At 65.9% G+C, this 12,045-nt stretch carries 14 protein-coding genes; 5 read left to right on the top strand and 9 right to left on the bottom strand.

What is annotated here, in order from left to right:
• Positions 1 to 457 precede the first annotated feature (457 nt).
• Both purS and purC read right to left on the bottom strand, forming a co-directional pair.
• Positions 458 to 700 (bottom strand): phosphoribosylformylglycinamidine synthase subunit PurS, encoded by a 243-nt coding sequence (gene purS, locus AC1DYL_RS18840; protein ID WP_477174349.1) that lies wholly within the window; start codon positions 698 to 700, stop codon positions 458 to 460.
• Positions 701 to 802: 102 nt separating this feature from the next.
• Positions 803 to 1,567 (bottom strand): phosphoribosylaminoimidazolesuccinocarboxamide synthase, encoded by a 765-nt coding sequence (gene purC / locus AC1DYL_RS18835; protein ID WP_423067628.1) that lies wholly within the window; start codon positions 1,565 to 1,567, stop codon positions 803 to 805.
• A gap of 295 nt (positions 1,568 to 1,862) precedes the next feature.
• Between purC and AC1DYL_RS18830 the strand changes: the two genes are divergently transcribed.
• Positions 1,863 to 2,186 (top strand): DUF1476 domain-containing protein, encoded by a 324-nt coding sequence (locus tag AC1DYL_RS18830; protein ID WP_477149556.1) that lies wholly within the window; start codon positions 1,863 to 1,865, stop codon positions 2,184 to 2,186.
• A 103-nt stretch (positions 2,187 to 2,289) separates the two neighbouring features.
• Positions 2,290 to 2,742, top strand: a complete 453-nt coding sequence (locus tag AC1DYL_RS18825; protein WP_477174348.1) for an META domain-containing protein — start codon at positions 2,290 to 2,292, stop codon at positions 2,740 to 2,742.
• A gap of 3 nt (positions 2,743 to 2,745) precedes the next feature.
• Here the strand turns inward: AC1DYL_RS18825 and AC1DYL_RS18820 are convergent, their stop codons facing one another.
• The 4 genes from AC1DYL_RS18820 to rpe are packed head-to-tail and all read right to left on the bottom strand — an operon-like array spanning position 2,746 to position 5,762.
• On the bottom strand, positions 2,746 to 3,294 hold the full coding sequence (locus AC1DYL_RS18820) for an RBBP9/YdeN family alpha/beta hydrolase (RefSeq protein WP_477157627.1): 549 nt from the start codon (positions 3,292 to 3,294) through the stop codon (positions 2,746 to 2,748).
• Positions 3,291 to 3,713 (bottom strand): GNAT family N-acetyltransferase, encoded by a 423-nt coding sequence (locus tag AC1DYL_RS18815; protein ID WP_477149552.1) that lies wholly within the window; start codon positions 3,711 to 3,713, stop codon positions 3,291 to 3,293. The genes AC1DYL_RS18820 and AC1DYL_RS18815 overlap by 4 nt, the downstream gene beginning before the upstream one ends.
• The gene (gene purB, locus AC1DYL_RS18810) at positions 3,713 to 5,035 is read right to left on the bottom strand and encodes an adenylosuccinate lyase (protein WP_477174347.1); all 1,323 of its coding nucleotides are present in this window, start codon (positions 5,033 to 5,035) and stop codon (positions 3,713 to 3,715) included. The genes AC1DYL_RS18815 and purB overlap by 1 nt, the downstream gene beginning before the upstream one ends.
• Before the next feature lie 34 nt (positions 5,036 to 5,069).
• Positions 5,070 to 5,762 (bottom strand): ribulose-phosphate 3-epimerase, encoded by a 693-nt coding sequence (gene rpe, locus AC1DYL_RS18805; protein ID WP_477174346.1) that lies wholly within the window; start codon positions 5,760 to 5,762, stop codon positions 5,070 to 5,072.
• Positions 5,763 to 5,926: 164 nt separating this feature from the next.
• Here rpe and AC1DYL_RS18800 point away from each other — a divergent pair, with 164 nt between their 5' ends.
• Together AC1DYL_RS18800 and AC1DYL_RS18795 are read left to right on the top strand one after the other, a co-directional pair.
• A complete protein-coding gene (locus tag AC1DYL_RS18800) occupies positions 5,927 to 6,664 on the top strand; it encodes a cytochrome c biogenesis CcdA family protein (RefSeq protein WP_477157629.1) in 738 nt (245 codons plus the stop codon).
• Between the two features lie 117 nt (positions 6,665 to 6,781).
• Entirely contained in the window at positions 6,782 to 7,993 is a 1,212-nt protein-coding gene (locus AC1DYL_RS18795) for a GNAT family N-acetyltransferase (protein ID WP_477174345.1), read from the top strand.
• On the opposite strand, the gene AC1DYL_RS18790 is transcribed toward AC1DYL_RS18795, so the two are convergent.
• Entirely contained in the window at positions 7,990 to 8,883 is an 894-nt protein-coding gene (locus AC1DYL_RS18790; protein WP_477174344.1) for a LysR family transcriptional regulator, read from the bottom strand. The two genes, AC1DYL_RS18795 and AC1DYL_RS18790, sit on opposite strands and share 4 nt — an antisense overlap.
• Positions 8,884 to 8,998: 115 nt before the next feature.
• Here AC1DYL_RS18790 and AC1DYL_RS18785 point away from each other — a divergent pair, with 115 nt between their 5' ends.
• A complete protein-coding gene (locus AC1DYL_RS18785; protein WP_477174343.1) occupies positions 8,999 to 10,396 on the top strand; it encodes an MFS transporter in 1,398 nt (465 codons plus the stop codon).
• On the opposite strand, the gene radC is transcribed toward AC1DYL_RS18785, so the two are convergent.
• Positions 10,347 to 11,069 carry a RadC family protein gene (gene radC / locus AC1DYL_RS18780; protein WP_477149545.1) on the bottom strand — a complete coding sequence of 241 codons (723 nt, stop codon included), beginning with the start codon at positions 11,067 to 11,069 and terminating at the stop codon, positions 10,347 to 10,349. The genes AC1DYL_RS18785 and radC overlap by 50 nt on opposite strands.
• A gap of 3 nt (positions 11,070 to 11,072) precedes the next feature.
• On the bottom strand, positions 11,073 to 11,903 hold the full coding sequence (map, locus tag AC1DYL_RS18775; protein WP_477149544.1) for a type I methionyl aminopeptidase: 831 nt from the start codon (positions 11,901 to 11,903) through the stop codon (positions 11,073 to 11,075).
• Between the last annotated feature and the right edge of the window lie 142 nt (positions 11,904 to 12,045).

Genomic DNA, 12,045 nt, shown 5'->3' with positions numbered 1-12,045 from the left:
GCAACGGGTCTTAGGTCGGTTCGCGGGGCCGGAATAGTCTCGGTCCGTGCATGGCTCCAATGCGCCTCAACGGCTGAATGGAGTCTGAACCGGCACGGTTAATTCAGCTGTGTGATGCAGCCGTGCGACTATTCGGTGAGTGAGCGGCGGCGGAATAGTGGCGACGACCTCGCTGTGGCGTTCGCATCACACGACGAAAGTCGAGGTTCGGTCACCGTTGCCGGATGCTGCGACAATGCACGCCCGAACCGCGCGATGGCCGGCGGCTAAGCCCGCGAACGATGGCAGCGAGGTGCGGAGGCTAGCGCCTCAGACGGGGACCGACGCGTATGCCGCGAACAGCAGCCCGAGCGCGAGGAAGAAGGCGATCGACAGGGAAAATGTCTTGAGCATCGGGATGGTCTTTACTGGTACTGGCTCAGGGTTACGCGAGCGGCAGAACCATACGCGGTGAATCTTAAGGCGTGATTTCTATCGTGTAGTTTTCGATGACGGTGTTCGCCAAGAGCTTGTCGCACATCGCCCGGACATTAGCCTCGGCCTGTGACAAATCGGATTCAGCCAGCTCGAGGTCGAACACTTTTCCCTGCCGAACGGCACCAACCCCGGCGAAGCCGAGGCTTTTCAGCGAACCCTGGATGGCCTGACCCTGGGGATCGAGGACGCCGGATTTGAGCGTGACGGTGACGCGGGCTTTCATCGAAAATTCCCGAAAGAGGCGAGGCTCATGGCCTCGCCGTTTTAGTGGTCGCGCGCTCTAGCCGGAAAGCGTCACCGCTTCTCCTGAGCACGCTCTGCGGCGCTATTGCACGAGTCGCGGGCCGGTGGTCAACGCGTTGTCGGTTTCCACAAGAATACCGAGCCGCTGGGCCACTTCGCGGTAGGCATCGACGAGCCCGCCGAGGTTCTCGCGGAAGCGATCCTTGTCGAGCTTGTTGCGGGTCTTGATGTCCCACAGGCGGCAATTGTCCGGGCTGATCTCGTCGGCGAGGACGATCCGCATCAGGTCGCCGTCATAGAGGCGGCCGCACTCGATCTTGAAGTCGACGAGCTGGATGCCGACGCCCATGAACAGGCCCGTGAGGAAGTCGTTGACGCGGATGGCGAGCGCCATGATGTCGTCGAGTTCCTGCGGCGTCGCCCAGCCGAACGCGGTGATGTGCTCTTCGCTGACCATCGGGTCGTTGAGCGCGTCGTCCTTGTAGTAGAACTCGATGATCGAGCGGGGCAGCTGCGTGCCAGGCTCGAGGCCGAGGCGCTTGGTCAGCGAGCCGGCCGCGACGTTGCGCACCACCACTTCGAGCGGGATGATCTCGACTTCCTTGATCAGCTGCTCGCGCATGTTGAGCCGGCGGATGAAGTGGGTCGGAATGCCGAGGCCGTTCAGCTTCGAAAAGATGTATTCGGAGATGCGGTTGTTGAGGACGCCCTTGCCGTCGATGATCTCGTGCTTGGCGCCGTTGCCGGCGGTGGCGTCGTCCTTGAAGTACTGGATCAGCGTCCCGGGCTCCGGGCCCTCGTAGAGCGTCTTGGCCTTGCCGTCATAAATTTTGCGGCGACGGTTCATATGAGCCCTGCCTCTCGGACAATGTGGGGAATTGCGGCGTTCATGCGCCGAAATGCCAGCCTAATGCAAGCTCTTTCACCGGCTGCGCGGGTGTTCGACGCTGCCGATCCGATGGCCCGGTGAAGCCACTATCGGCCGGGGGGCATGGCCCCGCGAGCATCCAAATGCCCCGCACGATCGTTGATGAGATTGACCAAATGCCGCGACCGGCACCCGTTGATTTGGGCAGCCGTCCAGCTTATGTCCAAGCCAATCGAGGGCGCCCGACTGCCGGGCAGAAATGCGGAGAGCGTAGATGTCGGGATTCAGCGATCGCGAAAAGGGCCAGGAAGCGAAATTCGCGCACGACTCGGAGCTGCGCTTCAAGGCTGAGGCGCGCCGCAACAGGCTGCTCGGGCTGTGGGCCGCCGAGCACATGGGCCTCAGCGAAGAGCACGCCAAGCAGTACGCTGCCGAGGTGGTCGCCTCCGACTTCGAGGAAGCCGGCGACGAGGACGTGTTCCGCAAGATTTCGGGCGACCTGAAGGCCAAGGGCGCCTCGGTCTCGGACGACATGATTCGCCAGAAGATGGCCGAGCTGGTCACCGTGGCGCGCGAGCAGGTTCTCAACGAGGGCTGATGCCCTCGCGGTAAGCCAACCGAAACCATCATCCGGGTTTGCCTTTGCGCCTGATGGGCGCGAGGCGCCACCGTCTGCGCCTCTCAGCGGACGGAGATCGATGATGGCACCCAAACTGCTCATCGGACGGCGCAGCGCACTGGCGCTGATTGCCGGTGTAATGCTTGTTTCCGGGGCAGGCACGGCGCTCGCGGACGGCAGCACCACCACGGGTAATGCTCTGCCACTAGCAGGTGCGTGGCTTGCCGAAAGCATAGACGGCGCCGGCGTTATCGACGACCTGCAGACGACGCTCGAGATCGCCGAGGACGGAGCCGTTTCCGGATCCGGCGGCTGCAACCGGTTCACCGGCAGTGCGGTGATCGAGGGCGACACCATCAAGTTCGGCGACCTGGGCTCGACCATGATGGCCTGCGAAGAGGCGGCAATGGACCAGGAGATGAAGTTCCACGCCGCACTCGGCGCCACGCGCACCTTCAGGATCGATGTCGAGCAGAAGAAGCTCTTCCTCAGCGACGAGACCGGCAAGGTCGTGGTGCAGTTCTCGGCGATGTAGCCGTCAGATCCGCTGCATCAGCCGGGTGAACATCAAGAGTCCCTCGGGCCACGGCCCGTGGCCGGAGGCGAGGTTGATGTGGCCGGCTTCGCCGGCGAAATGCAGCTCCGAACCCCAGGCGGTGGCCATGTCGGCGGCGCGGTTGGGCGTCACGTAGGTGTCGTTGGTCGAGACGACCAGCAGTGACGGGAAGGGCAGCGGATCGGTCGGGACGTTGTCGAAGCTGCGGCCTTCGCGCGGAAACCCCGGGCCTTCGTGATCCGGCGGCGAGACGAGGAACGCACCCTTCACCTTGCCGGCCGGAAAGCGCGGGGCGGCGTGCACCAGGGCCGAGACCGCGAGGGAATGGGCGATTAGGACGACCGGACGTTCTGCCGCCTCGACGGCCTCGACGATGGCCGCGGTCCAGTCGCGAATATCGGGGTCGTCCCATTCGTCCTGTTCGACGATCTGCCCGGTCGAGAAGCGCTCGGCCCAGCGGCGCTGCCAATGGCCGGCGCCGGAATTGCCGAGGCCGGGCAGGATCAGGATGTCTGCGTCTGCGATTCTCATGCGCCACGCGTCCGGTTCATGAAATAGGCGTAGCTGTAGCGGTGGAGGTCCACCGCCGGGCCGTTCTTGTCGTAAAAGCCGGTTGCATCCGGCACCGACAGCAAGGCCATGCCCACGCCGTCGCCGAGGATCTGCTTGCAGGCCCGGAGCAGGCCCTGGCCGATGCCGCGGCCCTGGCAGTCTTTGTGCACCGCCAGGTCGCCACAATAGGCGACCCAGGCGAAATCGGTCAGGCAGCGCGCGATGCCGACGCAGCGGCCGTCGAGCCGGGCGCTGACCACCAGGTCGGCCCCGGCGATCATCGCGGCGATCCGCTCGCGATCCTTGATGGGCCGGCTCGGTCCGAGCGCGCTGTTGCCGACGACATCGATATAGTCGTCGATCGGCAGGGCGGCTTCGCGTGCGTAGACGACAGCCATCACACCTCCGGCCCGAAGACGCGCTCGAACAGCGCGTCGACATGCTTGAGATGGTAGAAATCGTCGAACATGGCGTCGATGTCGGAGGCGCTCAGTTTCGCGGAGACCTCAGGATCGGCCTTGAGCAACTGGGCGAACAGGCCGGCGCGATCGCCGCGGGCCTGCCAGACCTGCATGGCGTTGCGCTGCACCGCGGCATACGAATCCTCGCGGCTCATGCCGGCCTGGGTCAGCGCCAGCAGCACGCGCTGCGAATTGTGCAGCCCGCCCAGCAGGTCGAGGTTGCGCTTCATGTTGTCGGGGTAGACCAGCAGGTTCTCGATCAGCCCGGTCAGGCGGTTGAGGGCGAAATCCAGCGTCACCGTGGCGTCCGGCCCGATCATGCGCTCGACCGAGGAGTGCGAGATGTCGCGCTCGTGCCAGAGCGCCACGTTCTCGAGGGCAGGGGTCACCATGCCGCGCACCAGCCGCGCGAGGCCGGTGAGGTTTTCGCTCAGCACCGGGTTGCGCTTGTGCGGCATGGCCGACGAGCCCTTCTGGCCGGGAGAGAAGAACTCCTCAGCTTCGAGCACTTCGGTGCGCTGTAGGTGACGGATCTCGGTGGCGAGCCGCTCGATCGACGAGGCGATGACGCCCAGCGTCGCGAAGAACATCGCGTGGCGGTCGCGCGGGATCACCTGCGTGGAGATCGGCTCGACGGTGAGGCCCATCTGCTCGGCCACATAGGCTTCGACGTGCGGGTCGATATTGGCGAAGGTGCCGATGGCGCCGGAGATGGCGGCAGTGGCGATCTCCGCCTTGGCGTTCAGCAGCCGGGCACGATTGCGGTCGAACTCGGCATAGGCCTGCGCCAGCTTGATACCGAAGGTGGTCGGCTCGGCGTGGATGCCGTGGCTGCGGCCGATGGTGATCGAGTACTTGTGCTCCTTGGCGCGGCGCTTGATGGCGGCCAGCAGCCGCTCGATATCGTGCAGCAGGATGTCGGAGGCGCGCGACAGCTGCACGGCAAGGCAGGTGTCGAGCACGTCGGACGAGGTCATGCCCTGGTGCAGGAAGCGCGCGTCGGGGCCAACGATCTCCGACACGTGGGTCAGGAACGCGATCACGTCGTGCTTGGTGGTGCGCTCGATTTCATCAATGCGATCAACGTCGAAGGTGGCCTCGCCGCCCTTGGCCCAGATGATCTCCGCGGCTTCCTTGGGGACGACGCCGAGTTCGGCCAGCTTGGTGGTCGCGTGGGCTTCGATCTCGAACCAGATCTTGAAGCGGGTCTCGGGCGACCAGATGGCGACCATTTCGGGGCGGGAATAGCGCGGAATCATGGGTTTATGGCTCTTTGTTCGCGTAACGGATCGATTACGCGTTGATCTTGGTGGCGGCGTTGCGGATGGCCGCGATGCGGGAGGCGTAGGTGGCCGGATCGTTGCCGGAAAACACTGAGGTGCCAGCGACATAGAGGTCGGCGCCGGCATCGGCGAGGGCCTTGGCGTTGTCCGCGGACACGCCGCCATCGACCTGCAGATCGATGGGGCGATTGCCGATCAAAGTCCGGGCCTGGTGCAGCTTGGTATAGCTTTCGGCTATGAACTTCTGCCCGCCGAAGCCGGGATTGACGCTCATTATCAGCACCAAATCGACATCGCCGATGACGTGTTCGATGGCCGAAACGGGAGTCGCCGGGTTGATGGCGACGCCGGCACGCTTGCCCTCGGCACGGATCGCCTGCAGCGAGCGGTGAAGGTGCGGGCCGGCTTCGACGTGGACGGTGATCGAGTCGGCGCCGGCCCTGGCGAAGGCGCTCAGGTACGGATCGGCCGGGGCGATCATCAGGTGGACGTCGATGATCTTTTTGGTGAGCGGGCGGATGGCCGAGACGATCATCGGGCCGATGGTGATGTTGGGGACGAAGTGGCCATCCATCACGTCGACATGGATGTAGTCGGCGCCGCCCGCGTCGATGGCGCGAATCTCGTCGCCGAGCCGGGTGAAGTCGGCCGAGAGGATGGAAGGCGCGATGCGGATCGGGCGGGTCATGAACAGCCTGGCCATTAAGTGGTTCAGTGGCTGCTTACCCCGCCCCAACCTCGATGTCATCCCTGCGAAAGCAGGGACCCAACCTGCGGCCCCTGCTTCACAACGGAGCGAGCGGCGGCCCGTCGCATTGCCTTCGGCCCCGAACCGGCTATGACTTCGCGCGATTTGTCGGAGGCATGATGGACGGGTTTTCGTTCTGGCTGGTGTTCGGGGCAGGGGTACTGAGTTTCCTCAGCCCGTGCGTGCTGCCGCTGGTGCCGCCCTACCTCACCTATATGAGCGGCGCGAGCTTCGACCAGTTGCGCGACGATGGCGCCACCGCCGGCGTGATCTGGCGGAAGAGCGTGTTCACCTCGCTGTTCTTCATCGCGGGCTTCTCGATCGTCTTCACCCTGTTCGGCGCGACAGCCACCGCGTTCGGGCAGGCGTTCCGGCAGGCGCTGCCGATCATCACGCCGATCGCCGGGCTGTTCATCATCGCGATGGGCCTGCATTTCCTCGGCGTGTTCCGCATCGGTTTCCTCGACCGGCAGCTGCGGCACAATGGGCCGGGCGTCGCCAGCGGACCGGTGGGTGGGTTCCTGCTCGGGCTGGCCTTTGCGGTCGGCTGGACGCCATGCATCGGGCCAGTGCTGGCGGCGATCCTCGCGGTGGCCTCGACCAAGGAGACGGCGCTCGATGGGGCCGCGCTGCTCGGGCTCTATTCGCTCGGGCTCGGCGTGCCGTTCCTGCTCGCCGGCATCGCCATCGGGCCGTTCCTGACGTTCTTCTCGGGCTTCAAGAAGCACCTGGGCACCGTCGAGAAGGTGATGGGCGGGTTCCTGGTGATCACGGGGCTGCTGTTCCTCACCGGCCAGTTCACCCGCATCTCCTACTGGTTCCTCGAAACCTTCCCGGTTCTGCAGCAGTTCGGGTAAGCGGGGCTTAACCGTCGCGGTCGAAATCCGACCGTCGCTTCATCGTTCACGCGCTCGTCAACAGCCGATTCACCGCCGGCCGCGATAGTCGCCGCAACCTTGGACGAGGATGCGTTGATGGCTCTCGAGGCCTTTGCCGAAGACACACCGCCGACACCGCCCCGCAGCCGACTGACCGTCGTACCGGTCGTGACGGTGCGGCTCGCGCACCGCATCGACGATGTGAGCGCGGTTTGGGCTGTGCTCGAAGCGGGCACGATCGAGTCACCGGGACAGAGTTCAGCTTTCATCCGCAACTGGGTCACCGCGCGCGGCATTGCCGAGGCCGATCAGTTCTATCTGACCGCCGAGCTCGACGGCGAGGCCGTGGCGCTGCTGCCACTGTGGCGGCGACGGGTGAAGGGCGTGCGCTTGCTGTCGTGGTTTCCCGGTGCGCATGTCGGCTGCAATGCGCCGCTGGCCGATGCCGCGCGGCTCGCGACGCTCGGCTCGGTGGAGCGGGCGGCGCTGTGGTCGTCGATGCTGGGGACGCTGGAGGGGGCCGACCTAGTCTATCTCAAGTCGGTGCCGCAGCTGTTTGTCGACGGCGTCGACATCTTTTCCGAACTCGGCGAGTCGATCGAGGTGGAGACGCTCTATCGCAGTCAGTTCGCCAGCTGGGACGAGGCTAACACCACGCAGCGCTCGAAGTCGCGGCGCAAGCACGATCGCCAACAGGGTGAGCGGCTCGAGGCGCTGGGGCAGGTGGGGTTCGAGGAAGTGCGCAATGGGGCGGATGCCCTTGCGGTGCTCGAGGTGATGTTCCGTCAGCGCGCGGCGCGCTTCGTCACCATGGGCGTAGCTGATCCCTTCGTCGAGCCGGGGGTGCGCGCATTCTACGATGCGACGGTTGCGGCCGACTCGGGCGTCGACGTGCGCCTGCACGTGCTGCGGCTCAACGGCGAGATCGTCGCGGTGCGCTACAACATCGCGCAGGGCGACAGGCTGTTCTGCCTGATCAGCTCGATGAGCGACGACGCGACGGTCCAGACCGGCTCGCCGGGCAAGCAATGCCTGCTGCGGGTGATGCAGACGGTGTTCGACGCCGGCTACCGCATCTTCGACATGGGTGCCGGCTTCACCGACGAGAAGCGCCACTGGTGCAACATCAAGCAGCCACTGCGCCAGCACTACGTGCCGCTGACGACGCTCGGCACGGCCGCCGCCAAGGGCCACGTCGGCTGGCAGGTGCTGCGGCAGAAGCTCAAGGCGAACAAGGCTGTGATGGGCGTGGTGAAGGCGGTTCGCGGCCGGATGATGCAGGCAAAGGCGGTCGCTTCGGACGACTAGGCGCTGCCGCAGACCTCGCGCAGGCAAGCCCGCAGCCAGCGGTGCGCAGGGTCGGCGTCGAGCCGCGGGTGCCAGATCAGCGACACGGTGATCTGCGGCACCGGGACCGGCAGTGCGAAGCTATGCAGGCCGTCGCGCAGATTGCCGGTGTGCCGCTCGGGCACGCTGGCAATCAGGTCGGTGGCCCGTGCGAGGGCGAGCGCCGCGGCAAAACCGCCAACGATGGTGACGATCTGCCGCTCCAGCCCTCTCGCCGCCAGCGCATCGTCGATCAGTCCACGCTCCAGGCCGCGCCGCGAGACGTGGACATGCCGGCCGGCTGCGTAGAGCTCCGGCGTTACCGCGTGCCCGGCCAGCGGGTGGCCGGGACGGACGGCGCCGATGAAGCGGTCGCGGAACAGTGCCTGGGTGCGCAGTTCAGGACCGAGGGTTGCGCTCACCACGCCAGTTTCAAGATCGATTGAACCGTCGCGCAGCGCGGTGTTCTCACGGTCCGGCTTCTGTACGAAGTGCAAACGCACATCGGGCGCATCGGCAGAGATGCGGGCAATGAGCGCGGGGCCGAAGTTCTCGACGAAGCCGTCGCTGGATCGGAGCGTGAAGGTGCGCACCAGGTGCTGCAAATCCAGCGCCTCTGCCGGCCGCAGCACCGCCTCAGCCGCTTCGACCAGCCCGCCGACATGTTCACGCAATTCGAGAGCTCTCGGCGTTGGCACCAGCCCGCGGCCGGCGCGCACCAGCAGCGGATCGCCCGTTGCCGTGCGCAGCCGCGCCAAGGCGCGGCTCATGGCAGAGGGACTGAGCCGCAGCCGACGGGCGGCGCGGGCGACGCTGCCTTCGGCGAGCAGGACGTCGAGTGTGACAAGCAGGTTCAGATCGGGCGTCGACATCCGACGATCTTAGCCTGATGTGGCGTCCTATGCACTGATTACGTGCAAGCGTTGCGTGTTTCGCCATGTCATGGCTGGAGCTAGCCTGTGGCGGTCCAAAAATGGAGGTGTCCACATGCCGACCCGGCTCGCGCTTTTCGGCCTTTCGCTGTCGATGCTGCTGGCGTCGCTCGGCACCAGCATCGGCAACGTCGCGCTGCCGACGCTGGCCGAGGCGTTGGGGGCCTCGTTCCAGGATGCGCAGTGGGTGGTCATCGCCTATCTGCTGGCCGTCACCACGCTGATCGTCAGCGTCGGCCGGCTCGGCGACCTGTTCGGCCGCCGACGGCTGCTGGTTGTCGGCATCGGGTTGTTCATGCTGGCGTCGGTGTCGTGCGCTGCAGCGCCTGGCCTGCCGGTGTTGATCGCGGCGCGGGCAGTGCAGGGGGCCGGTGCGGCAATCATGATGTCGCTCACGATGGCGCTGGTCGGCGACATGCTGCCCAAGCAGCGGATCGGCGGCGCCATGGGGCTCCTCGGGACGATGTCGGCGATTGGCACGGCGCTCGGCCCGTCGCTGGGCGGGCTGCTGATCGCCGTGGCCGGTTGGCCGGCAATCTTCCTCGTCAACCTGCCGCTGGGCGGGCTGGCCCTGCTGCTGTTGCGGCATCTGCCGTCCGACCCGCAAGAACGGCGGGAGCGCGTGCGCATCGACGTGATCGGGACACTGCTGCTGGCTTTGACGCTTGCCGCCTATGCGATGGCCATGACCAGCGGTCATGGGAGCTTTGGGCCGCTCAATCTCGCGCTGCTCCTGATCGCCGCCGGCGGCTTGTGCTTCTTCGTCTTCGTCGAGGGGCGTGTGGCGGCGCCTTTGCTGCGGCCGGCTTTGCTACGCGAGCGCCGGTTGGGCGGCAGCCTCGCGAGCAATCTGCTGGTGTCGACGGTGATGATGGCGACGCTGGTGGTGGGGCCGTTCTACCTGTCGCTTGCGCTCGGGCTCGATCCGGCATCGGTTGGCCTCGTCATGTCGGTCGGGCCGGCGATCTCGGCGCTGAGCGGCGTTCCCGCCGGCCGTCTCGTCGATCGCTTCGGTGCCGCCTTTGCAGTCGTTGCTGGTCTCGGGGCCATGCTGGCCGGCGCCGCCGCGCTCGCGGCGTTGCCGGGATTGTTCGGCGTGGCGGGCTATGTCGCGGCCATGTTGCTGCTTACGCCCGGCTACCAGCTGTTCCAGGCGGCCAACAACACCGCGGTCATGGCCGATGTCGATCCGCAGCAGCGCGGCGTTATCTCCGGCGTGCTCAACCTGTCGCGCAACCTGGGGCTGATCACTGGCGCATCGCTGATGGGGGCGATCTTCGCACTCGGCTCGGGAACCACCGACATCGCGGACGCGGGAGGCGAGGCGGTAGCGGCCGGCATGCGCACCACCTTCGGCGTGGCGGCGCTGTTGATCGTGGCCGCGCTTGTCGTCGCGACGCTGGCTAGATCAGCTTCAGCCCCTTCATCGACGAGTGCCCCGATTTCCCGATGATGATGTGGTCGTGCACCGTGATCCCCAGCGGGCGCGCCACGTCGTTGATCTGACGGGTCATCTGCACGTCGGCTGAGGAGGGGGCCGGGTCGCCCGAAGGGTGGTTGTGGACGAGGATCAGGGCGGTGGCCGAAAGCTCCAGCGTCCGCTTGATCACTTCGCGCGGATAAACCGGGGTGTGGTCGACTGTTCCTGTCTGCTGCACCTCGTCGGCGATCAGGCGGTTCTTCTTGTCGAGGAAGAGGATGCGGAACTGCTCGACATTGTTGAACGCCATCTGGGCGTGGCAGTAGTCGATCAGCGCCGTCCATGAGCCGAGGATCGGCATGTCGGGCGTCATGCGGTCTTTGGCGAAGCGCTGGGCGGCGGCCTGGATGATCTTGAGGCTGGTGCCCGAGATTTCGCCCAGCCCCTTCACCTCGGCGAGCCGGGCAGGGGCCGCGCCGAAGACGCCCGAGAACGAGCCGAACTTCTGGATCAGTTCCTTCGCCAGCGCCTTGGTGTCGCGCCGCGGCAGCACGATCTGCAGCACCAGCTCGAGCAGTTCGTAGTCGGCGAGCGCGTCGGCGCCGACGGCGAGGAACTTCTGCCGGGCGCGTTCGCGATGGCCGAGATAGTGCGGAGGGGCCGCCTCGCCGAGTCCGTCCGGCGATGGCTTGTCCCCCTCGCTCATGGTCTAGCGGCGGGCATCGAGCGGGTTGAACAGGCCGCGTGGCGACAGCGTGAAGATCTCCGCGCCGGTCTCGGTGATGCCGATCGAGTGCTCGGCCTGAGCCGAGAGGGTCCGGTCGCGGGTAACGGCGGTCCAGCCGTCGGCAAGGATCTTCACGTGCGGGCGGCCGAGATTGATCATCGGCTCGATAGTGAAGATCATCCCCGGCTTCAGCGGCACGCCGGTGCCCGGCACGCCGAAATGCATGATGTTGGGCTCGTCGTGGAACAGCTGGCCGACGCCATGGCCGACGAAGTCGCGCACCACGCTGGTACGCTCTGCCTCGGCAAGGGTCTGGATGGCGGCGCCGATATCACCGGTGGTATTGCCGGGCTTGGCGGCAGCGATGCCGGCAGCGAGGCTCTGGTAGGTCACGTCGATCAGCCGCTCCGCCTTCCGCGTGATTTCGCCCACCGGGTACATGCGCGAGCTGTCGCCGTACCAACCGTCGACGATCAGCGTCAGGTCGATATTGACGATGTCGCCGTCACGAAGCGGCCGCTCCTCGGGGATGCCGTGGCAAACGACGTGGTTGATCGAGGTGCAGATCGAGTGGCGGTAGCCCTTGTAGAACAGGGTCGCCGGGATGGCATCGTGGTCGCGGGCGAACTCGTAGGCCAGCCGATCGAGCGCCGCGGTGGTGACGCCGGGCTTCACCGCATCGACCAGGAGGTCGAGCGCTTCCGCCGTCAGCCGGCCAGCCTTGCGCATACCGTTGAACCCGGCTTCGCCATGGATCGGGATCACGCCCGAGGTGCGGCGGCTCTTGGTTTCGGCTTCGACGTACGTGATCATCGGCAACTCCGTTCAGCTGACGAAAATAGGCGTTCATCGGCATTAAGGAAAGGGCACTGCGAAGGTCAGCAATGCTGTGGCATGTGCACTGGATTGCTTGACCATTCGGGCCCTCGTGAGGCAATGCATTGTGCCTCTGAAA

This window comes from Devosia sp. P1_H9 (assembly GCF_056405135.1).
This window is presented reverse-complemented; position numbering and strand designations above follow the sequence as displayed.

What these genes read in the sequence shown, in the direction of transcription:
- purS (WP_477174349.1), bottom strand. Translation starts at nt 700, where the DNA reads ATGAAAGCCCGCGTCACCGTCACGCTCAAATCCGGCGTCCTCGATCCC.
- purC (WP_423067628.1), bottom strand. Translation starts at nt 1,567, where the DNA reads ATGAACCGTCGCCGCAAAATTTATGACGGCAAGGCCAAGACGCTCTAC.
- AC1DYL_RS18830 (WP_477149556.1), top strand. Translation starts at nt 1,863, where the DNA reads ATGTCGGGATTCAGCGATCGCGAAAAGGGCCAGGAAGCGAAATTCGCG.
- AC1DYL_RS18825 (WP_477174348.1), top strand. Translation starts at nt 2,290, where the DNA reads ATGGCACCCAAACTGCTCATCGGACGGCGCAGCGCACTGGCGCTGATT.
- AC1DYL_RS18820 (WP_477157627.1), bottom strand. Translation starts at nt 3,294, where the DNA reads ATGAGAATCGCAGACGCAGACATCCTGATCCTGCCCGGCCTCGGCAAT.
- AC1DYL_RS18815 (WP_477149552.1), bottom strand. Translation starts at nt 3,713, where the DNA reads ATGGCTGTCGTCTACGCACGCGAAGCCGCCCTGCCGATCGACGACTAT.
- purB (WP_477174347.1), bottom strand. Translation starts at nt 5,035, where the DNA reads ATGATTCCGCGCTATTCCCGCCCCGAAATGGTCGCCATCTGGTCGCCC.
- rpe (WP_477174346.1), bottom strand. Translation starts at nt 5,762, where the DNA reads ATGGCCAGGCTGTTCATGACCCGCCCGATCCGCATCGCGCCTTCCATC.
- AC1DYL_RS18800 (WP_477157629.1), top strand. Translation starts at nt 5,927, where the DNA reads ATGGACGGGTTTTCGTTCTGGCTGGTGTTCGGGGCAGGGGTACTGAGT.
- AC1DYL_RS18795 (WP_477174345.1), top strand. Translation starts at nt 6,782, where the DNA reads ATGGCTCTCGAGGCCTTTGCCGAAGACACACCGCCGACACCGCCCCGC.
- AC1DYL_RS18790 (WP_477174344.1), bottom strand. Translation starts at nt 8,883, where the DNA reads ATGTCGACGCCCGATCTGAACCTGCTTGTCACACTCGACGTCCTGCTC.
- AC1DYL_RS18785 (WP_477174343.1), top strand. Translation starts at nt 8,999, where the DNA reads ATGCCGACCCGGCTCGCGCTTTTCGGCCTTTCGCTGTCGATGCTGCTG.
- radC (WP_477149545.1), bottom strand. Translation starts at nt 11,069, where the DNA reads ATGAGCGAGGGGGACAAGCCATCGCCGGACGGACTCGGCGAGGCGGCC.
- map (WP_477149544.1), bottom strand. Translation starts at nt 11,903, where the DNA reads ATGATCACGTACGTCGAAGCCGAAACCAAGAGCCGCCGCACCTCGGGC.